The organism is Kineococcus sp. R86509 (assembly GCF_042466365.1).
Classification (GTDB): Bacteria; Actinomycetota; Actinomycetes; order Actinomycetales; family Kineococcaceae; genus Kineococcus.
This window is the reverse complement of the sequence record NZ_JAXHCE010000001.1, coordinates 1,459,465-1,478,934: the sequence shown is the minus strand read 5'-3', so window position 1 is coordinate 1,478,934 and position 19,470 is coordinate 1,459,465. Positions and strand designations below refer to the sequence as shown.

The 19,470-nt window shown below is 74.2% G+C and carries 17 protein-coding genes; 11 read left to right on the top strand and 6 right to left on the bottom strand.

The annotated features are described in order from the left end of the window. Positions 1–2: 2 nt before the first annotated feature. From SJY07_RS07030 to SJY07_RS07015, 4 genes are read right to left on the bottom strand one after another with little or no spacing between them, the layout of a single operon-like run. The gene (locus tag SJY07_RS07030; protein ID WP_380162204.1) at positions 3–980 is read right to left on the bottom strand and encodes an AAA family ATPase; all 978 of its coding nucleotides are present in this window, start codon (positions 978–980) and stop codon (positions 3–5) included. A gap of 32 nt (positions 981–1,012) precedes the next feature. Beyond that, the gene (locus SJY07_RS07025) at positions 1,013–2,197 is read right to left on the bottom strand and encodes a DUF4350 domain-containing protein (protein ID WP_380157989.1); all 1,185 of its coding nucleotides are present in this window, start codon (positions 2,195–2,197) and stop codon (positions 1,013–1,015) included. Next, a complete protein-coding gene (locus SJY07_RS07020) occupies positions 2,194–2,820 on the bottom strand; it encodes a DUF4129 domain-containing protein (protein WP_328294968.1) in 627 nt (208 codons plus the stop codon). Before SJY07_RS07020 ends, SJY07_RS07025 begins: the two co-directional genes overlap by 4 nt. Further along, a complete protein-coding gene (locus SJY07_RS07015; RefSeq protein WP_380157986.1) occupies positions 2,817–3,890 on the bottom strand; it encodes a glycerophosphoryl diester phosphodiesterase membrane domain-containing protein in 1,074 nt (357 codons plus the stop codon). Before SJY07_RS07015 ends, SJY07_RS07020 begins: the two co-directional genes overlap by 4 nt. Before the next feature lie 130 nt (positions 3,891–4,020). Here SJY07_RS07015 and mtrA point away from each other — a divergent pair, with 130 nt between their 5' ends. The 10 genes from mtrA (at position 4,021) to secA (ending at position 17,369) form a co-directional block, all read left to right on the top strand. Continuing rightward, positions 4,021–4,698, top strand: a complete 678-nt coding sequence (gene mtrA / locus SJY07_RS07010) for an MtrAB system response regulator MtrA (protein ID WP_380157984.1) — start codon at positions 4,021–4,023, stop codon at positions 4,696–4,698. Between the two features lie 27 nt (positions 4,699–4,725). Beyond that, positions 4,726–6,336 (top strand): MtrAB system histidine kinase MtrB, encoded by a 1,611-nt coding sequence (gene mtrB / locus SJY07_RS07005; protein WP_380157982.1) that lies wholly within the window; start codon positions 4,726–4,728, stop codon positions 6,334–6,336. Continuing rightward, on the top strand, positions 6,333–8,045 hold the full coding sequence (locus SJY07_RS07000; protein ID WP_380157980.1) for an LpqB family beta-propeller domain-containing protein: 1,713 nt from the start codon (positions 6,333–6,335) through the stop codon (positions 8,043–8,045). Before mtrB ends, SJY07_RS07000 begins: the two co-directional genes overlap by 4 nt. A gap of 101 nt (positions 8,046–8,146) precedes the next feature. Further along, positions 8,147–8,791 carry a ComF family protein gene (locus tag SJY07_RS06995; protein WP_380157978.1) on the top strand — a complete coding sequence of 215 codons (645 nt, stop codon included), beginning with the start codon at positions 8,147–8,149 and terminating at the stop codon, positions 8,789–8,791. Positions 8,792–8,877: 86 nt separating this feature from the next. Then, positions 8,878–9,030 carry a hypothetical protein gene (locus tag SJY07_RS06990; protein ID WP_380157977.1) on the top strand — a complete coding sequence of 51 codons (153 nt, stop codon included), beginning with the start codon at positions 8,878–8,880 and terminating at the stop codon, positions 9,028–9,030. 61 nt (positions 9,031–9,091) lie between these two features. Next, positions 9,092–9,889, top strand: coding sequence for a ribosome hibernation-promoting factor, HPF/YfiA family (gene hpf, locus SJY07_RS06985; protein WP_380157976.1), 798 nt, complete (start codon positions 9,092–9,094; stop codon positions 9,887–9,889). A gap of 112 nt (positions 9,890–10,001) precedes the next feature. Continuing rightward, positions 10,002–10,700, top strand: a complete 699-nt coding sequence (locus SJY07_RS06980) for a response regulator transcription factor (RefSeq protein WP_328294976.1) — start codon at positions 10,002–10,004, stop codon at positions 10,698–10,700. Next, positions 10,697–11,947, top strand: a complete 1,251-nt coding sequence (locus SJY07_RS06975) for a winged helix-turn-helix domain-containing protein (RefSeq protein ID WP_380157973.1) — start codon at positions 10,697–10,699, stop codon at positions 11,945–11,947. The genes SJY07_RS06980 and SJY07_RS06975 overlap by 4 nt, the downstream gene beginning before the upstream one ends. 48 nt (positions 11,948–11,995) lie before the next feature. Then, positions 11,996–14,614, top strand: a complete 2,619-nt coding sequence (locus tag SJY07_RS06970) for a putative bifunctional diguanylate cyclase/phosphodiesterase (protein ID WP_380157971.1) — start codon at positions 11,996–11,998, stop codon at positions 14,612–14,614. Positions 14,615–14,684: 70 nt separating this feature from the next. Further along, complete coding sequence (gene secA, locus SJY07_RS06965; protein ID WP_328294979.1) at positions 14,685–17,369, top strand: preprotein translocase subunit SecA; 2,685 nt, start codon at positions 14,685–14,687, stop codon at positions 17,367–17,369. A gap of 21 nt (positions 17,370–17,390) precedes the next feature. Here secA and SJY07_RS06960 read toward each other — a convergent pair whose 3' ends face one another. Together SJY07_RS06960 and SJY07_RS06955 are read right to left on the bottom strand one after the other, a co-directional pair. Beyond that, positions 17,391–17,933, bottom strand: a complete 543-nt coding sequence (locus tag SJY07_RS06960; RefSeq protein WP_380157969.1) for an Rv3235 family protein — start codon at positions 17,931–17,933, stop codon at positions 17,391–17,393. Positions 17,934–17,990: 57 nt separating this feature from the next. After that, on the bottom strand, positions 17,991–18,686 hold the full coding sequence (locus SJY07_RS06955; RefSeq protein WP_380157967.1) for a LysM peptidoglycan-binding domain-containing protein: 696 nt from the start codon (positions 18,684–18,686) through the stop codon (positions 17,991–17,993). A gap of 215 nt (positions 18,687–18,901) precedes the next feature. On the opposite strand from SJY07_RS06955, the gene SJY07_RS06950 reads away from it, so the two are divergent. Next, positions 18,902–19,462: a hypothetical protein gene (locus SJY07_RS06950; protein ID WP_328294982.1), complete on the top strand. Its 561-nt coding sequence runs from the start codon at positions 18,902–18,904 to the stop codon at positions 19,460–19,462. Positions 19,463–19,470 lie beyond the last annotated feature (8 nt).

Sequence of the window (19,470 nt, the reverse complement as noted above, 5' to 3'; positions counted from 1 at the left end):
GATCAGCGGGGGACGGGGACGGAGCCGAGCACCGAGTCCAGGACGGCGTCGACACTCACCCCGTCCAGCTCGGCCTCGGGGCGCAGCTGCACGCGGTGGCGCAGCGTCGGGCGGGCGAGCGCCTTCACGTCGTCGGGGGAGACGTAGTCCCGGCCCGACAGCCACGCCCAGGCCCGCGCCGTCGCCAGCAGCGCCGTCGCCCCGCGGGGGGAGACGCCCAGCGCCAGCGACGGCGAGCTGCGGGTGGCCCGGCAGACGTCGACGACGTAGCCGAGGACCTCGCGCGAGCACTGCACCCGGCGCACGGCGGCGGCCGCGATCGCGAGCTGCTCCCGGGTCGCGACGGCCCGGACCCCGGCGGCGGCCAGGTCGCGCGGGTCGAACCCCGTGGCGTGGCGCACCAGGACCTCGATCTCGTCCTCCCGCGGGGGAAGCGGCAGGGTCAGCTTCAGCAGGAACCGGTCCAGCTGCGCCTCGGGCAGCGGGTAGGTGCCCTCGTACTCCACCGGGTTCTGGGTGGCGGCGACGATGAACGGGTCGGGCAGCGGACGGGCCTCGCCCTCGACGGAGACCTGCTTCTCCTCCATCGCCTCCAGGAGGGAGGCCTGCGTCTTCGGCGGGGTCCGGTTGATCTCGTCGGCGAGCAGGATGTTGGTGAACACCGGGCCCTCGCGGAAGGAGAACCGCGAGCTCTGCGCGTCGTAGACCAGCGACCCGGTGACGTCGCCGGGCATCAGGTCCGGGGTGAACTGCACGCGCTTGGTGTCGAGGGCGAGAGCGGCCGACAACGTCCGCACCAGCAGCGTCTTCGCCACGCCCGGAACGCCTTCGAGCAGCACGTGGCCGCGGCAGAGGACGGCGATCACCAGCCCGGTGACGGCGGCGTCCTGACCGACGACGGCCTTGGCGACCTCCTGGCGGACCGCCCGCAGCGCCTGCCGGGCGTCCTCGACCTCGGGGCCCTCGCTCGCACGGGCCACGGGTGTTGCCGTCTCGGGGGTTTCCGGTTCGCTCACTTCTCGGCCTTCCTCGGGGTGGATCCGCGCACGTCGTCCTCCAGGGTGTCCAGTTCGAGGGCCAGCCGGACCAGCGCGGGGTCGTCGCGCGGGGAGGTCCCGGCCAGCAGTTCCTGCACGCCGGTCGCGGGTCGTCCGGTCAGCCACGCGACCTGGTCGGCCACGTCGTGCACGGGGGCCTGCGGGTCCAGGCCCACCGCGGCGCGCAGCCGGCGGGTGGTCGCGCCGCGCAGGACGTCCGCGGCCCGGCCCGAGGCCCCGGCGCTCGCGTAGAGCCGGCCGTGGCCTTCGACGGTCTCGGCCGCGCGGACGACGACGGGCAGCGGTTCGCCCACCAGGCGACCCAGCCGTCGTCCGCGCCAGAACAGCCCCACGAGGGTCGCGAGGAGCAGCAGCGCGATCGCCGGGGCGAGCCAGCGCGGGACCAGGTTCAGCAGCGGCACGGTCGGGGAGTCGGTGTCCAGCGGGTCCGGCAGGTACCAGACGAGGGACGGGTCGGCGCCGAGCGTGCGCAGCGCCAGCGTCCCGTTGCCCTCGCGGTCGGCCCAGCGGTTGGTGAGCAGCGCCGGCTGGCCCAGGACGGTCAGCGAGGCCTCCGACCCGCCGACCCCGGACTCGACGCGCACGTAGGACCCGCCGTAGCAGGAGCGCGCGTCGCCCTCCGTCGCGTAGGTCAGCCCGCCCGCGCGGGCCCGTCCGGCCGCCACGGCCGCGGCCACGGTGCACCCCGGGTCGCGGTCCAGTGCCGCCTCCGAGCCCGTCCCGCGCACGTCGGGGGTCAGCGCCTCCAGCGTGTCGTCGCTGGGCCGCAGCAGCACGAGGTCCGCGCCCGAGGCGAGCAGCACCTGCAGGCGCTGCGCGGAGAGCAGGTCGGGGTCGGTGACCAGCAGCGTCACCCCGCCGGTCCGGTTCTCGTCGAGGGCCCGGGTCGCGGCGTCGAAGGACCGGGCCTGCGTGAGGGTCACGCCCTGGTCCTGCAGGACCCGCGCGAGCGCACGGGCACCGCTGGGGGAGACGGAGTCCGGGGCGAGGGCCTCCTCGCTGGTGCGCGGCGTGAGCAGGCTCAGCAGCAGCACGACCGCGACGACGACCACCCCGAGGGCGACGATCCCGCGCCAGCGGCGCCACGCCCCGCCCACCTCGGGTTGCGCGCTGCGGGTCTCGAACCCGAGCGCGCTCACGCCGCGACCACCGGCCGTGCGGCCGCGACGGCGGCGACCACGGCCCGCAGGTCCTCGTTCGTCGCGGCCCCGGCGCTGCGGCCGCCGTAGCGGATGTCGTCGAAGGTCCGCGCGGCCCGGGTCAGGGCCCCGGCGCAGTCGGGCAGCGTGGCCCCGGCCTGCCCGGCGATCTCGCCGGCGGTCCGCCCGGCGCGGGAGTCGATGATCGTCCGTTCCTCCAGCGAGCGGACCAGACCGCGGAAGCGTTCGGCGACGGCGAGGTCCCAGTCGCCCGCGGTGGCCGCGGCGTCGGCGCGGGCGAAGTGGGTGGCCGACGGTTCGGGACCGGCGTCGAAGACCGCGTCGGGTTCGCGCTGGCGGGCGCTGCGCCGCAGCGGACCCCCGACGAGGAAGACCACCGCGACGACGGCCGCCAGCAGCAGCACGACCACGACGACGGCGGTCCAGTTCGTGCCCAGACCCGGCACCCGCACCTGCGAGAGCCAGTCCTGCAACCAGGCCCACGCCCGCGCCAGCCAGGACCCCTGCGCCTCGCGGTACTCCGGACCGGCGAGCTCGCGCGCCAGCCACTCCCGGCCCTGGGCGCGGTCGGGGTCGAGCGGGACCCCGGCGAGGAGGGTCACCGGCCGCTGGCCCGGTGCAGTTCGACGTCGAGGCCCTCGCGGCGCATCCGCAGGTCCACGTAGACCAGGGCGGTCACCGAGGCGAGGAAGGGGTAGGCGACGACGCTGCCGATCACCGAGCCGAGGGTGGAGACGGTCTGGCTCAGCGCGAGCCCCCACGTCCCGGTGTCGCCGACGGCGACCGCCACGACCTGCCCGACGGCGCTGAACGGCACCGACACGGCCGCCACCACCGCGTAGACCACGACCGCGGTGAGCAGCAGGATCCCGAACGTCCGCCAGAACGTGCGGGCGGTGAGGCGGTACGAACGCGTCAGGGCCGCCCGGATCCCGAGGTCCTCCAGCAGCATCGCCGGGGTGGCCATCGACCACTTCACCCACAGGAACGCACCGACGACCAGCCAGGCGAGCAGACCGAGCAGCAGGGCGGCCACGCCGATCCCGGTGACGGTCGTGGAGTCGGCCTGCCAGACGAGCAGCGCCCCCGGCGCCAGGGCGACCGCGCCGACCACGAGCGTGCCGAGGGTGATCACGAGCGACAGCCCGACGAGGGGCAGGATCCGGCGGGCGCAGGTGCGCCACAGCTCCCCGAACCCGATCGTGCGCCCGAGCACCGCGCGGCTCACGCTGACGATGAGCATCCCGTTGAGGACGAGGACCGCCACCGACTGCAGCACGGTGCTGAAGAGCAGCAGCGGCACCCCGCGCTGGACGGAGGAGAAGAGGTCGTCGAAGGAACCGTCGGCGGCCTCGAACCGGTTCATCGCCCCGACGAGGTCGCGGGTGGTGACGTAGCTGGCGACCAGCGTCACGACCGAGGTGATGACCACGACGATCGCGGAGAGCCCCACCATCACCCGCGGGTTCTGCCGGAAGGCGCGGAACGCGCCGTCCCAGATCTCACCCAGGCCCAGCGGTCGCAGCGGCACGATCCCCGGCCGGGGGGCGCTCGGGCGGTCCCAGGCGGGCGGCGGTGCACCGGTCGGGCCCGGCTGCGGCTGTCCCCAGCCCGTGGGCCCGGCCGGGTCCGGAGTGCCCTCGTCCGGCCGTTGCCACTGGTCCGTCCCCATCGCCCGTACGCCCCCGTACCGCCAAGATCCACCCGTTGCCGGTGGCCCATGCTGCCAGAGGACGGGCGCCGAGCGCGGTCACGGCGTGGTGATCAGCCCCGATCGCGTGCTGTACGGGCAAGATGACCCCATGAGGGGACGTGTCCTCGTGGTGGACGACGACACCGCGCTGGCCGAGATGCTGGGGATCGTGCTGCAGGGCGAAGGGTTGGAGACCCGCTTCTGCGCGAACGGGGACGAGGCGCTGGGCGCCTTCCGGGCCACGCGGCCCGACCTGGTGCTGCTGGACCTGATGCTTCCCGGGACGGACGGCATGGAGGTCTGCCGCCAGATCCGCGCCGAGTCGGGCGTGCCCATCGTCATGCTCACGGCGAAGAGCGACACCGTCGACGTCGTGCTCGGGCTCGAGGCCGGCGCCGACGACTACGTCGTCAAGCCGTTCAAGCCCAAGGAACTCGTGGCCCGGGTGCGGGCGCGGTTGCGTTCCGCCGGCGACCGCCCGCCCGAGACGCTGCGCATCGGCGACCTGACCATCGACGTCGCCGGGCACTCCGTGCGTCGCGACGGCCGGTCCCTGCCGCTGACCCCGCTGGAGTTCGAACTGCTGGTCACCCTGGCCCGCAAGCCCTGGCAGGCGTTCACCCGCGAGCTGCTGCTGGAGCAGGTCTGGGGCTACCGCCACGCCGCCGACACCCGGCTCGTGAACGTCCACGTCCAGCGGTTGCGCTCCAAGATCGAGGTCGACCCCGAGCACCCCGAGATCGTGGTGACCGTCCGCGGGGTGGGGTACCGCGCCGGTCCGCTCTGATGGGCCCGTTCTGATGGGTCGGTTCTGATGGGTCGGGTGCTGGCCCGCTGGCGGGCCTCCCTGCAGTTGCGGGTCGTCGTCCTCACCACCCTGCTCGGGCTCGCCGTCGTCGTCGGGGTCGGCTCGTTCCTGCTCGACGGGATCGCCGACGGGCTGGTGGCGGAACGCCAGGAGGTCGCCCTCGCCGACGCCGCCCGCAGCGCCCAGACCGCGCAGCAGCAGTTCGACGCCTCCACGACCACGAACTCCGCCGAGGTCGAGCAGCTCGCCGGCGACGTCGTGTCCTCGCTGGAGGGCGCCGGTCCCGACCGGGTCCGCGGGGTGGTCCTGCTGCGCGCCATCGGCTCCCCGGACACCAGCGGCAGCGGGCAGGTCATCGTCCGCGACATCGCCTCCGAGGGGCTGGAGGCCGGTGACGTCCCGATGGCGCTGCGCGAGGCCGTCGTCGGCTCCGACGTCCAGCAGATGCAGATCGTCGACCTGCCCGACGCGGGCACCGCGCCGTCCCTCGTCGTCGGCTCCACCGTCACCCTGCCGCGGGCGGGGCAGTACGAGATCTACTTCGTCTACTCCCTGGCCAGCGAGGAGTCGACCGTCTCGCTGGTGCGCACGACGTTCGTCGGCGGCGGCATCGCCCTCGTGCTGCTCGTCGGAGCCGTCGCCTGGGTCGTCGCCCGGATGGTCGTCGAACCCGTCCGCGAGGCCGCCGGCACCGCCGAACGGCTCACCGGCGGCCACCTCGACGAACGCATGCGGGTCCGCGGCACCGACGACCTGGCCCGCCTGGCCCGGGCGTTCAACGAGATGGCCGCCGGGATGCAGCAGCACATCGAGCAGCTCGAAGAACTCTCCCGGGTGCAGCGCCGCTTCGTCTCCGACGTCAGCCACGAGCTGCGCACCCCGCTGACGACGATCCGGATGGCCGGGGAGGTCCTGCACGACGCCCGCGCGGGTTTCGACCCCGCCGTGGCGCGTTCCTCCGAGCTCATGCTGACCCAGCTCGAACGGTTCGACTCCCTCCTCGCCGACCTGCTCGAGATCAGCCGCTTCGACGCCGGAGCCGCTGCGCTGGAACCCGACCCGCAGGACGTGCGGGCGCTGGTGCACCGCGTCGTGGAGTTCGCCTCCACCCTCGCCGAACGTCGCGGCTCGCAGGTGCTGCTCTCCGAACCGGCCTCCCCGTGCACCGCCGAGGTCGACTCCCGGCGCATCGAACGGGTCCTGCGCAACCTGCTGGGCAACGCCCTCGAGCACGGGGAGTCCCGGCCCATCGAGATCACGGTCGTCTGCGACGAGCACGCCGTCGCCATCGGCGTCCGCGACCACGGGGTCGGCCTCGAACCGGCCCAGCTGCCGCGGGTCTTCGACCGCTTCTGGCGCGCCGACCCCGCCCGCGCCCGCACCACCGGCGGCAGCGGGCTCGGGCTGGCGATCGCGCTGGAGGACACCCGCCTCCACGGCGGCTGGCTGGAGGTGTGGGGTCGCCCGGGGCAGGGGTGCCACTTCGTCCTGACCGTTCCGCGCACCGCCGGCCGGGCGTTGCGCTCCTCCCCGCTGCCCGTCGTCCCGCTGGGCTGGCGCGAACCCGTCGCGGCGCTCACCGCCGGACGGTCCCGCCCGTCCCCGGGCCTCCCGTGAGACGCCGCGCCGCGCTGGCGCTGGCGCTCGCGGGCGTCCTCGCCGGGTGCGGTGGGGTGCCGCGCTCCAGCGACGTCGTCAGCGGTCAGCGCATCGAGGACGACCCCCGGATCGGTCTGCTGCAGGTCATCCCCGACGGTCCCGTCAGGGACGCCGCCGCCGTCGACGTCGTCCGGGGGTTCCTGCTCGCCGCGTCCTCCTCGGAACAGGACCACGCGGTCGCCCGGCAGTTCCTCGACGCCGGCGCGGCGCAGACGTGGCGCCCCGACGCGGGGACCACCATCGTCACGACCAGCCCCGACCTCGCGCTGCTGCGCCAGGACGCGGACACGGCCGTCGTCGCCGTCACCGCGCCCGTCGACGCCCTCGTCGACACCGACGGGCACTACGCCGAGCAACCCCCGGCCTCGACGTACACCCGCTCGCTGAACCTGGTGCGGGAGGAGGGGCAGTGGCGCGTCACCGACCCCGGCGACGGCGTCGTCATCACCGCCCTCGACGCCTCCCGCACCCTGCGGCCCTTCCCGGTGTACTTCGCGACGTCGGGGCCCGCCACCCAGCTCGTCGGCGACGTCCGCTGGTTCGGCTACGACTCCTCCACGGCCACCCGGATCGTCCGCGCGCTGCTGGCGGGACCGTCGGCGTGGCTGGCCCCGGGGGTCGACTCCGGGGCGCCGGTGGGCACGGAACTGCGGGTGGGGACGGTCCCGGTGGCGGCCGGGACGGCGACCGTCGACCTCACCGACACCGCCCTGGACGCCGACCCCACCCAGCGCGGTGTCCTGCTCGCCCAGCTGCGGGCCAGCCTCACCGGCCTGCCCGCCGTCGGCGACGTGCAGGTCAGCGTGGACGGCGCGGAACTGAGCCGCGGGTCGGAGACCGCCGGCACCGACGTGCCGCGGGCCGGCGCACCGAGCGACAGCCGGCTGGTGGCGCTGGGGCCGCAGGGGATCTCGCGCTGGGACCGCAGCCAACTGCGCGCCGTCGCCGGCACCGGGCCGGGGCTGGAGGCCGCCGGTGCCGCCTCGCACCCCGCGGTCGCGGCCGACGGCAGCGTCTTCGCGGTGCTCACCGACGCCGGGAAGGTCGCCCGCACCCAGCGCACCGGCGGTCAGCTGGAACCCGCGGTGACCGGTCAGGGCAGTCTCGTGCCGCCCTCGATCGACCGCTTCGGCTGGCTCTGGACCGCACCGACGACGGCCGGGCAGCCTCCCCTCGTCGTCCCCACGGGAACCCCGCAGACCCCCGCCGCGCCGGTGGAACCGCCCGCCGACGGGCTGGGGGCCCTGGTGTCCGTGCGGGTCTCCCGGGACGGCGCGCGGCTGCTGGTGGTGGGCCGCGACGACGCCGGAGCCGTGCACGTGCGCGTCCACGGCATCGTCCGCGACGCCGGCGGGAAACCGCTGCGCCTCGGCGTCGGGACGCCCGACCTCGTCCCCGGCGTCGCCGACGTCGCCGACGCCGCCTGGCTCGTCGACGACGAGCTGGTGGTGCTGACCCGTCCGCCCGGCGGCGACCCGGTGCCGGTGCTCGTCCGGGTCTCCGGTCCCAGCACCCGGCTGCCCGCCGTGCCGGGGGCGGTGACGATCGCCGGTGGCTGGAGCGAGCGCGACCTCGTCGTCGGCACCGTCGACGGCCGCCTCCTCACCCGCAGCGGTGCGAGCTGGATCGTCCTCGCCGACGGACGGGACCCCTCCTACCCCGGCTGAGCGGCTGTCCGGCTGTCCACAGGCCCCGGACCGGCCCACCGCCGGGGCGGAGCTGTGGACGGGCACGGGTGGGTGCCGCCGGGGGAGGTGATGCTCTGCCGGTGCCCCCCGCGACCTCGTTCCTGACCGCCGCCGCCGACCTCGTCTGGCCCGCCGACTGCGCGGGGTGCGGGCGGGCGGGCACCGTCTGCTGCGTCCCCTGCGGACGGGCGTTGCGCGCCGGCGCCGGCTCGGAACTGCCCGACGGGATCCCGGTCCGGGCCTGCGCCACCCACGACGGTCCCGCCCGCCAGCTCCTGCTGGCGGTGAAGGAACGGGGCCGGGCCGAACTGCGCGGTCGCCTCGCCGGAGCCCTGGCCCCTGCTCTCGACGACCTCGTCCCGCGCGGTCCGCTGGACCTGGTGCCCGTCCCGACGCGTCGTGCGAGCCGACGCGCCCGGGGCGGCGACCTCGTCGCCGATCTCGCGGCCCGCACCGCCGAGGTCGCGCGCCGCCGGGGGCGCGACGTGGGGGTGGCCCGGTCGCTGCGGGTGGTGCGACGGGTGGCGGACCAGACCGAGCTCGACGCGGCCGGTCGCCGGGCCAACCTCGCCGGGGCGTTCGCGCTGGCCGGCCCCGTCCCGGGCCGCCCCTGCGTCGTCCTCGACGACGTCGTGACGACCACGGCCACCGCGGCCGAGGCCGTGCGGGCGTTGCGGGCGGGGGGTGTCCGGGTGATCGGCGTGCTCTGCGTGACGCTGGCCTGAGCCGCGGGGGCGGATCCGCTGGGCGTTCGCCGGGAAACGCGCGTCACACCTGGGCACCGGAGGGGGAGGGGGTCTAGCGTGTCTGCATGGCAGCCCTCACCGGCACCGTGGCCGACCTCGCGTCGGCCCTCGCCCCGGCGGAGTCCAAGGACGGACCCGCTCACCGGGGGACACGGTCCTGCCGGATGCTGCCCGCTCACCGTGCGCTCCCCCCGGGGGTGGTGCACGGCACGAGGTGACGGTCCGAGGCGGGCCGGCCCCACGTGCCGGCGCCGCCAGTTCGAACGAGGGAGGCATCCCGTGGAAGTTGTGGTCACCGGACGGCACACCGACGTCAAGGAGAGGTTCCGGCGCCACGTCGAGGACAAGCTGGAGAAGGTCACCCAGTTCGCCCCGCGCGCCCAGCGCATCGACGTCGAGGTTTCCCACGAGAACAACCGTCGACAGGCCAGCAACTGCGAACGCGTCGAGATCACGGTGCGGGACAAGGGACCCGTGGTGCGGGCCGAAGCCTGCGCGGACGATCCCTACGCCGCACTGGACCTGGCGACCACGAAGCTCTTCGAACGGTTGCGCAGGGCGCGCGACCGCCGCAAGGTCCACCACGGCCGGCACCGGCCGACGTCGGTGGCCCAGGCGACGGCCGGGTTGTCCGACGAGGTCCTGACGGGTTCCTTCGACCCCGCCCGCCCGCTCGCGGAACAGGTGCAGCACACCGTGGCGGACGGTTCGCCGGTGCCGACGCCCGCCGTCATGGCCGGGACGAAACCCCCGACCGCGGAACCCGTCGGGTCCGGCTCCGACGCGGCGCTCGAGGACGCCTCGCCGGTCGTCATCCGCGAGAAGACCCACGACGCCGAGCCGATGACGCTGGACCAGGCGTTGTACGAGATGGAACTCGTCGGGCACGACTTCTACCTCTTCGTCGACGCCGCCACGAGTTCCCCGAGCGTGGTCTACCGCCGGCGCGGTTGGGACTACGGCGTGATCCACCTCGACCTGCAGGGCGGCACCACGCCGCTCGAGACGGGATCCGCGGACCGGCGCAGCACCGGTGACGCCGCCCTGACCGCCGTCGTGGCAGCCGCCATGCGCTGAGTCCCGATCGCAGCAGAGGGCGCCACTCCCCGCCGCGGGGAGTGGCGCCCGCTGCTGCCCGTGCCAAGATCGCCGGAGAGCAGAACGGCACGCGGAGGGGGAACGGACGAGGATGACCGACCAGCCGGGCGAACGCACGAGCGGCGAGGCGATCCGCGTCGTCGTCGTGGACGACCACTCGCTGTTCCGGCGCGGGTTGCAGATGGTCCTCTCCGTCGAGGACGACATCGACGTCGTCGGCGAGGCCGGTGACGGCGCCGACGCGCTGGCCCGGGTGGAGGAGCTGCTGCCCGATGTCGTCCTCATGGACGTCTGGATGCCGCGCCGCTCGGGGATCGACGCCTGCGCCGAGATCAAGGCCGCCGCCCCCTCGACGAAGATCCTCATGCTGACCTCCTCGGAGGAGGAGGACGACCTCTTCGGGGCCGTGCGCGCCGGGGCCAACGGCTACCTCCTCAAGGACGTCCCGGCCGAGGAGGTCGCCGACGCCATCCGCGCGGTCATGACCGGGCAGTCGCTCATCACCCCGAAGATGGCGGGGCTGCTCCTCGGTGAGTTCAACGCCATGCGACGCCGCGACGAGGAACGCGCCCTGGGGCTGCCCGGCGCACCGCGGCTCTCGCCCCGCGAGCTCGACGTCCTGCGGCTGCTGGCGCGCGGGATGGCCAACCGCGAGATCGCCGGTGCCCTGGGCATCAGCGAGAACACCGTCAAGAACCACGTCCGCAACATCCTCGAGAAGCTGCAGCTGCACTCGCGGATGGAGGCCGTCGTCTACGCCGTGCGGGAGAAGATCGTGGAACTGTCGTGACCGCCGCCCTCCCCGTCCCGGTGGAGGAGATCACGGCGCGCCAGGCCCGGCTTGCGGCGCTCGCGGCCCAGGGCTTCAGCCGCCGCCGACCCGCCACCGTCACCGCGGCCGGGATCGCCCGCGTCGTGGACCGGCTCGGGATCGTCCAGATCGACAGCGTCAACGTGCTGTGCCGCAGCCACTACCTCCCCTTCTTCTCTCGGCTCGGGCCCTACGCCACCGATCTCCTCGACCGGGCGGCGAACCGCGGTCCCCGTCGCCTGGTGGAGTACTGGGCCCACGAGGCCAGCTACGTCGCGCCCGCCACCCACCGGCTGCTCCGCTGGCGGATGGACCGGGCCGCGGACGACGCCTGGGGCAGCGTGCGCAGCATCGCCCACGAACGCCCCGACCTGCTCGAGGCGGTGCTCGAGCACCTCGCCGTGCACGGCCCGAGCACCGCGCGCGTGCTCGAGGCGCAGCTGGCCCCCGGCGCCGTCCGCCCCAGGGACAACTGGGGCTGGAACTGGTCGGACGTCAAACGCGCCTGCGAGCACCTCTTCTTCGCGGGCCGGCTCTCCGCCGCCGGCCGCAACCAGCAGTTCGAGCGCCGCTACGACCTCACCGAGCGCGTCCTGCCGCCCGCCGTGCTGGCCCTGCCGGTCCCCGATCCCGCCGACGCCGTCCGCGAGCTGGTCCGGATCGCGGCGCGCGCCACCGGGGTGGCCACCGAGGCCAGCCTGCGCGACTACTTCCGGCTCCGGCCGGAGCAGTCGAAGGCAGCCGTCGCCGACCTCGTGGAGGCCGGTGAGCTGGAACCCGTCCGGGTCCGCGGCTGGGCCGTCCACCGACCCGCCTACCGCCTCCCCGCCACCCCGACGCCGCGGGTCCGCGCCCGGGCCCTGCTCACGCCGTTCGACCCCCTGGTCTGGCACCGCGCCCGCACCGAGGAGGTCTTCGGCGTCACCGTGCGACTGGAGTTCTACGTCCCGCGCGAGAAGCGCGTCCACGGCTACTACGTGCTGCCCTTCCTGCTGGGCGAGGACATCGTCGGCCGGGTGGACCTCAAGGCCGACCGCGGCGGCAGCGGCGTGCTGCGCGTCGAGGCCGCGTGGGCCGAACCCGACGCGCCGCCCGAGACGGCCGAGGAGCTCGCCGCCGAACTGGGTGACCTCGCCCGCTGGCTGGGCCTCGACGACGTCGTCGTGCTCGGCCCCGGTGACCTGGCGCCCGCCCTGGCCGGCGCGTTGAGGCGTTCGGGTCACTGACCCCCTCCCCGCCTCAACATCACGTCCCCGCAGGCCGAAGCACCTGACGTGGACGTCGCCGCTCTCTCGCCCGAACAGCTCGGGCACGCCAGCACGTTGCTCGAGCACGTCCTGACGGAGCTCAGCGCCGGGGCCAGCGAACGCGACGTCCTCAACCGTTGCGCCGCCCTCGTCGCCGACCTCGTCGATGCCGACGTCGTCGCCGTCTGCGAGGGCGCCCACGTGCACGGCGGGGTCGGCCTCGGTCAGCGCTTCCTGCCCGAACGCGGTCTCGCCCGCGTGGTCCGCGACGGGGGCGGGTCCTTCGCCGTCCCCGGCCTCGGCCGGGTCCGCACCACCGTCGTCGAGGTGCCGGCCCTCGCGGGCGTGCACATCGTCGTCGGGTGGGCGGAGGACACCGAGACCCCCGAGGGCGTCCTCGCCACCGCCACCCTCGTGGCCCGCGTCCTCGGGCTCGTCGTCCTGGGCCGCCACGGACGCGAACGGGAGCGCTGGCACCGCCAGCAGGGCGCGCAGGGCGTGGCCGAGCGCAACCGGCTGCAGCAGGCCCTGCGCCAGCGCGAGCAGGTCCTGACCACCTCGGTCCGCTTCCAGCGCGCCGTCTCCAGCCGTCGGCCCCTGCCGGAGCTGCTGGTCCAGATCGCCACGAGCTCCTCGGAACTCATGGACGGCCGCGCCGTCACGCTGGTGCTCGCCGACCCGCGCTCGCAGATGCAGATGCGCGTCGTCGCGGCCGTCGGCGACCCGCAGCTCGCCCCCGAGCTCGCCCTCGCCGCGACGAGCGCGCTCGGCGGTTTCGGCGTCGCCACCGGCGACGCGCACGTCCCCGCCGCGGCGGCCGTGCACATCAACGGCCGCAGCGTCGGCGCCCTCGTCCTCGACACCCTCGCCAGCGGCCCGCTCGACCCCGTCGGCGCGACCGTCCTGCGCGCCTTCGCCGAGCACGCCAGCATGGCGCTGAGCCACGCGGACACCGTCCGCGCCGTCGAGGCCGCGTCCTCGGACTCCCTCACCAACCTGCCCAACCGGGCCACGCTGCTGCGCCACCTCGAGGTCTCGCTGCGCGTCACCGAGTCCGACGGCATCGGCACCGCGGTGCTCTTCGTGGACCTCAACGGGTTCAAGAAGATCAACGACACCCTCGGCCACGCCGCCGGCGACGAGGTCCTCTCCCGCATCGCGCGCCGCCTGCGCCGCTGCCTGCGCGGCGACGACCTCGCCGCCCGCCTCGGCGGCGACGAGTTCGCCCTCGTCGTCCGCGACGTCGAACCGGCCCGCGCCGCGGCCCGCATCGCCGCCCGCGTGCAGGCCGACGTGTCCCAGCCCCTGGAGACCCACGGGCAGTCGGTCCGCGTCGGCGCCAGCATCGGCATCGCGGTGGCCGAACCCGGCGTCGGTGCCGCCGAGATGCTGCGCCGCGCCGACAGCGCCATGTACCGGGCCAAGGCGGAGTCCCACGCCCTGGGCACGGGCTCCTCCGACACGAGCCAGAGCGCCCGGGAAGGGGTCGTGGCCGGCCGCGTCGTCCTCTTCGAGGCCGACATGCACGACGCCGACCGCCTGCGCAGCCAGCTCGAGCACGACCTGCTGCGCGCGGTCGGCGACGACGAGTTCGAACTCGCCTACCAGCCCATCGTCCGTCTCGGCGACGGGGCGGTCGTCGGGGCCGAGGCGCTGCTGCGCTGGCGCCACCGCACCCGCGGGCTGCTCGAACCGGGTGCGTTCCTGGCCGGCGCCGAACGCTCCCCGGCCGTGGAGGAGCTCTGGCGCTGGGTCCTGCGGACCGCGTGCGCCCAGGCCGCCGCCTGGCGCGAGCAGGTCCCCGACCTCTCCATCACCGTCAACCTCTCCGCCGCCCACGTCATGACCCGCGGGGTGTCCGACGACGTCCGCAACGCCCTCACCGCAGCGTCGCTGGACCCCACGGCCCTCGTGCTGGACATCCCCGCCGACCTGCTCGGCGAGGACCCGGACATGCTCGCCGCGCGGCTCAAGAAGCTGCGCGCCACCGGGGCGCGGATCCTCCTCGACGACTTCGCCACGCTGCGCCCCGACGGCGACAGCGACGTGCTCGTCAACCACTCCCTCGCGCCGCTGCGGCAGTTGCCGGTGGACGGCGTCAAGCTGGACCGCACCCTGATCGCCGAGATCGACGGTCCCGACGGGGCCGACGCGCTCGCCGCGGTCCGCACCCTCTGCGAACTCGGCGCCGCCCTCGACCTGGGTGTCGTCGCCGAGGGCGTGGAGCGCACCGAGCAGGTCCTGCTGCTGCAGGAGGCCGGCTGCTCCGTCGCCCAGGGCATCCTGCTCGGCGCGCCGCGCTCGGTGGCCGAGCTCGGGGCCGAGCTGACCGCCGGCGAGCTGGGCCCGGTCGAGAAGCTGGCGACCGTCCCGGCGCTCGCCGACCTCGCCGACCTCGCCGGTCTCGTCGAGTTCACCGGGGACCCCCTGGAGGGACCGGGGGAGGACGGGGACGTCGCCGAGGCCGCGCTGGACGCGCAGTCGCTCTTCGCCCGGGAGTTCGGGCCGGTCGGGCCGGTCGGAGTGGCGCGCGAGGGGGCCGTGGCCGTCCCGGTGCAGGGTGGCCCGGGGGAGGCCCCCGTGCCCGTCCCCATCAGCGGTGTGCGCCCCACGGACCTGCGCAGGATGCTCGACCGCTCGCGCTGACGCCACGTCGCGAGACCACTGCATTCCGTAGAGGCACCGTCACGTGACGTTGCGCCGCTAGAGTGACGGGGTGCCAGCGATCGTCGAAAAGGTCCTCCGCGCCGGTGAGGGCCGCGTGGTCAAGCGCCTGCACCGCATCGCGGAGCAGGTGAACGCCCTCGAAGGTGACTTCGAGGCGATGAGCGACGAGGAGCTGCGGGGCGAGACCGACCGCTTCCGGGAGCGCATCGCCGACGGCGAGACGCTCGACAGCCTGCTGCCCGAGGCCTTCGCCGTGGTGCGCGAGGCCGCGCGCCGGACGCTGGGCCAGCGTCACTTCGACGTGCAGCTGATGGGTGGCGCGGCGCTGCACCAGGGCAACATCGCGGAGATGCGCACCGGTGAGGGCAAGACCCTCGTCGCGACGCTGCCGGCCTACCTCAACGCCCTGTCCGGCAAGGGCGTCCACGTCGTCACGGTCAACGACTTCCTGGCCGAGTACCAGAGCGAGCTCATGGGACGCGTCTTCCGCTTCCTGGGCATGACGAGCTCCTGCATCCTCTCCTCGATGCGCCCGGACGAGCGGCGCGAGGCCTACGCGGCCGACGTCACCTACGGCACGAACAACGAGTTCGGCTTCGACTACCTGCGCGACAACATGGCGTGGAACACCGAGGAGATGGTCCAGCGCGGCCACAACTTCGCGGTCGTCGACGAGGTCGACTCGATCCTCATCGACGAGGCCCGCACGCCGCTGATCATCTCCGGCCCCTCCGACTCCCCGACCAAGTGGTACGGCGAGTTCGCCAAGATCGTCCGCCGGCTCACCGTCGACGTCGACTACGAGGTGGACGAGAAGAAGCGCACGATCGGGATCCTCGAGGCCGGCATCGAGAAGGTCGAGGACCTGCTCGGGATCGAGAACCTCTACGAGAGCGTGAACACCCCGCTCATCGGGTTCCTGAACAACGCGGTCAAGGCCAAGGAGCTGTTCAAGCGGGACAAGGACTACGTCGTCTCCCCGAACAACGAGGTCCTGATCGTCGACGAGCACACCGGCCGCATCCTGGCCGGTCGCCGCTACAACGAGGGCATGCACCAGGCCATCGAGGCGAAGGAGGGCGTGCCGATCCAGAACGAGAACCAGACGCTGGCGACGATCACCCTCCAGAACTTCTTCCGAATGTACGACAAGCTCTCCGGGATGACCGGTACGGCCATGACCGAGGCCGCGGAGTTCCACCAGATCTACAAGCTCGGCGTCGTCTCGATCCCGACGAACCGCCCCGCGGTGCGGATGGACCAGCCCGACCTCGTCTACAAGAACGAGCAGGCCAAGTTCAACGCCGTCGTCGAGGACATCGCCGAGCACCACGCGAGCGGTCAGCCCGTCCTCGTCGGCACGACGAGCGTCGAGAAGAGCGAGTACCTCTCGACCCTGCTCACCAAGGCCGGCGTCGAGCACACCGTCCTCAACGCCAAGCAGCACGAGCGCGAGGCCTCGATCGTCGCGCAGGCCGGGCGCAAGGGTGCCGTGACGGTCGCGACGAACATGGCGGGCCGCGGGACGGACATCATGCTCGGCGGCAACGCGGAGTTCCTCGCCGTCGCCGCGATGAAGGACAAGGGGCTCGACCCCGACGAGGCCCCCGAGGCCTACGAGGCCGCGTGGCCCGAGGTCGTCGAGCAGGCCAAGGCGTCCGTGCAGGCCGAGCACGACGAGGTCCGCGACCTCGGTGGGCTCTACGTGCTGGGGACCGAGCGTCACGAGTCGCGTCGCATCGACAACCAGCTGCGCGGTCGTTCCGGTCGTCAGGGCGACCCGGGGGAGTCCCGGTTCTACCTGTCGCTGACCGACGACCTCATGCGCCTGTTCAACGCCGCGCTGGTGGAGTCCTTCCTGACCCGCACGGGCATCCCCGAGGACGTCCCCATCGAGTCGAAGATGGTCTCCCGCGCGATCCAGAGCGCGCAGGGTCAGGTCGAGGGCCGCAACTTCGAGATCCGCAAGAACGTCCTCAAGTACGACGACGTCCTGAACCGCCAGCGCGAGGTCATCTACGCCGAACGCCGCAAGGTGCTCGAGGGGGAGGACCTGCACCTGCAGATCCGCCACTTCCTCGACGACGTCGTGACCGCCTACGTCACCGAGGCCACGGCCCGCGGCTTCGGCGAGGACTGGGACCTCGAGGAGCTCTTCGAGGCGTTGCGCAGCCTCTACCCGGTCTCCGTGACGCCGGCGGAGGTCGTCGAGGCCGCCGGGGGTCGCGGGAACCTCACCGTCGAGCGGCTCGTCGAGGAGATGCGTGGCGACGCGCAGGCCTGCTACGACGTCCGCGAGGTGGAGTTGGGCGAGGGCGTCGTGCGCGACCTCGAACGCCGTGTGGTGCTGTCGGTGCTCGACCGCAAGTGGCGTGAGCACCTCTACGAGATGGACTACCTCCAGGAGGGCATCGGGCTGCGCGCGATGGCCCAGCGCGACCCGCTCGTGGAGTACCAGCGCGAGGGGTACCAGCTCTTCGGGGCGATGACCGAGGCCATCAAGGAGGAGTCGATCGGCTACCTCTTCTCGCTGCAGGTCCAGCCGGCGACCCAGCCGGGGACCGCGGCGACCGCCCCGGGGTTCGGCGCGCCCCCGCCGCGTCAGCAGTTGCAGTACTCGGCCCCGACGGCCGAAGGTGACGTCGAGGTCCACGCCGGCGACGCCGCGGCGACGGACGCCGAGACCGGCAACCGGGCCCAGCGCCGCGCGGCCCAGCGCCGCCAGGACGACTGAGCGCAGGTCAGGTGGGGCGGGTCACCCGAGTTCCAGCGCGGTGACCCGCCACCGCTCCCCGGAGCGGTCGGTGCAGCGCTCGATGCGCAGCGCCGCGGCGCGCACCCGGTCCGACTCCCTCAGCACGGCCCCGACCTCGGCCACGTCCGGGCGGGGGAACGACACCCGCAGCGTCCCGACCTGCGGACGCACCGTCCGTCCGGTCCGAGCGCGCAGCCGGGCCTGCAGCGCCGCCCGCCGCTGCACCCCCGCGTAGATGTCGGCGGCGGACCACCGCAGCAGCTGCTGGGTGGGTCGCTGACCGGTGAGGACCTCGAGCAGGACGACGAGGTAGCGCCGCGTCCACGCCGTCACCTCCGGCAGCTCCGAGGGCGGCAACAGCCGCGGGTCGACGATCGCGAGTTCGAGGACGCCCTGGTCGGGGCTGAGGTGGCTGAGGACGGGCCCCTCGGGACCGAAGGCGTCCTCGCGTTCGTCGATGTACGGCGGCAGCCCGTAGGGCACGGGCACTCGTCCGGTGCCCGGCGTGAGGTCGTCGAGCAGGGCGGCGGTGGAGCTGGTCACGCGGGGTTCTCCTCGGTGCGGTGTCGAACGGGTGGCCGAACGGGTGCTCGGACGGGATCAGGGCAGGCGCAGGACCTGGCCGGGCAGCAGCAGGTCGGGGTCGTCGCCGATGACGTCGACGTTGGCGGTGTGGAGGCGGTGCTGCTCGGCCATCACCTCGCCGGCGGTGGCGTCGGGACCGCACCGTTGCGCGGCCAGCGACCACAGGCTGTCCCCGCGGTGGACGACGATCTCGCCGCTGACCTCCCGGGGCGCCGGGGGAGTGCTCGCCGCGCTGGTTTCGGGGGCGGTCTCCGGGACGGCGGCCCAGCCGAGGTCGAGGGCCGGTGCCGAGGTGACCTGCAGGGGCGCGGAAGCGGCCCAGCCGAGCTCGGGGACCGCGGTCGCCGCGCCTCGTTCGGCCGCGCCGGCGGAGAGGGCGGCCGACCCCAGCATCACGCCCACGACGAGGGCGACGACCCGGCGGACGGTCCGCGGGACGCCGGGTGAGGGCCGCACGGCGAGTCGCGGGTGACTGCGGGCCCGGACCTCGTCCGCGACGGCCACCAGGACGGTGAGCGCCAACCACCCCAGGACGAGGGCGCCCACGACGGAGCACCCACCGACGAGCAGGTCGGCGACCGTCGCAGTGCCCGACTGCGCGGTGCGCAGCGCCGGTGCCGCCAGCGCGAGGAGCCCGGCGCCGGCCAGGGCGGGCACGGCGGCCAGCCCGGCGCCGACGGCGAACGTCAGCAGGTGCCGGAGCTTGTGCACGGTAACCACCTTCGTGATCGCACGACCCCGGTTGGACCACTTAGGTCCTTCTGGATGTCGTTTGGTGTCGTTTGCTGCGCCATGTCTAGCGACCACCTGTGCGCGGGGCCAGGAACTCCCGTGACATGCGCCCGATCGGAGGGCAGCGTCTGACGGTGGGTGAAGACGGGTGACGGGCGACCCGACGGGTGGTCACCGCGACGTAGCGTTGTGTCGTGCGCTGGGACGACCTCTTCGACGACCTCGCCGCCCGCGCGGAGCACGCCCACCGGCTCGAGCGGGACGAGGAGGTCGCCGACCGGATCCGCCGGGACGAGGCGACCGTCACGCTCGCCTCCCGTGTGCGCGCGGCGACCGGGGCCGTCACCTTCGTGCTGCGCGACGGCACCACGCTGAACGGGCGGGTCGAGGGGGTGGGACCGGACTGGTTCCTGGTCCGGGAGGCCGCGGCGTCGCGGCAGGTCCTGCTGCCGGCCGCGGCCGTGCTCGCACTGCGGGGGGTTCCCGGGCGCAGTGCGGCGCCCTGGGGTGCGGTCGCAGCGCGGCGGACCCTGCTCCTGGCGGTCCGCGCGCTGGCCGGAGCCGGTGTGCACGTCGTCGTGCGCACGGGTGGTGTCGACGTCCGGGGCACGGTGGGCCGGGTGGGCGCCGACCACGTCGACGTCGTCGACCTCGACGACCTCGTCGACGTCGCCGAGGGTCAGCGTGCGGACAGCGGTGCGCGCACCACGACGGTGCCGTTCGCGGCGTTGCTCAGCATCACCGAGGTGGTCTGACCGGGAGG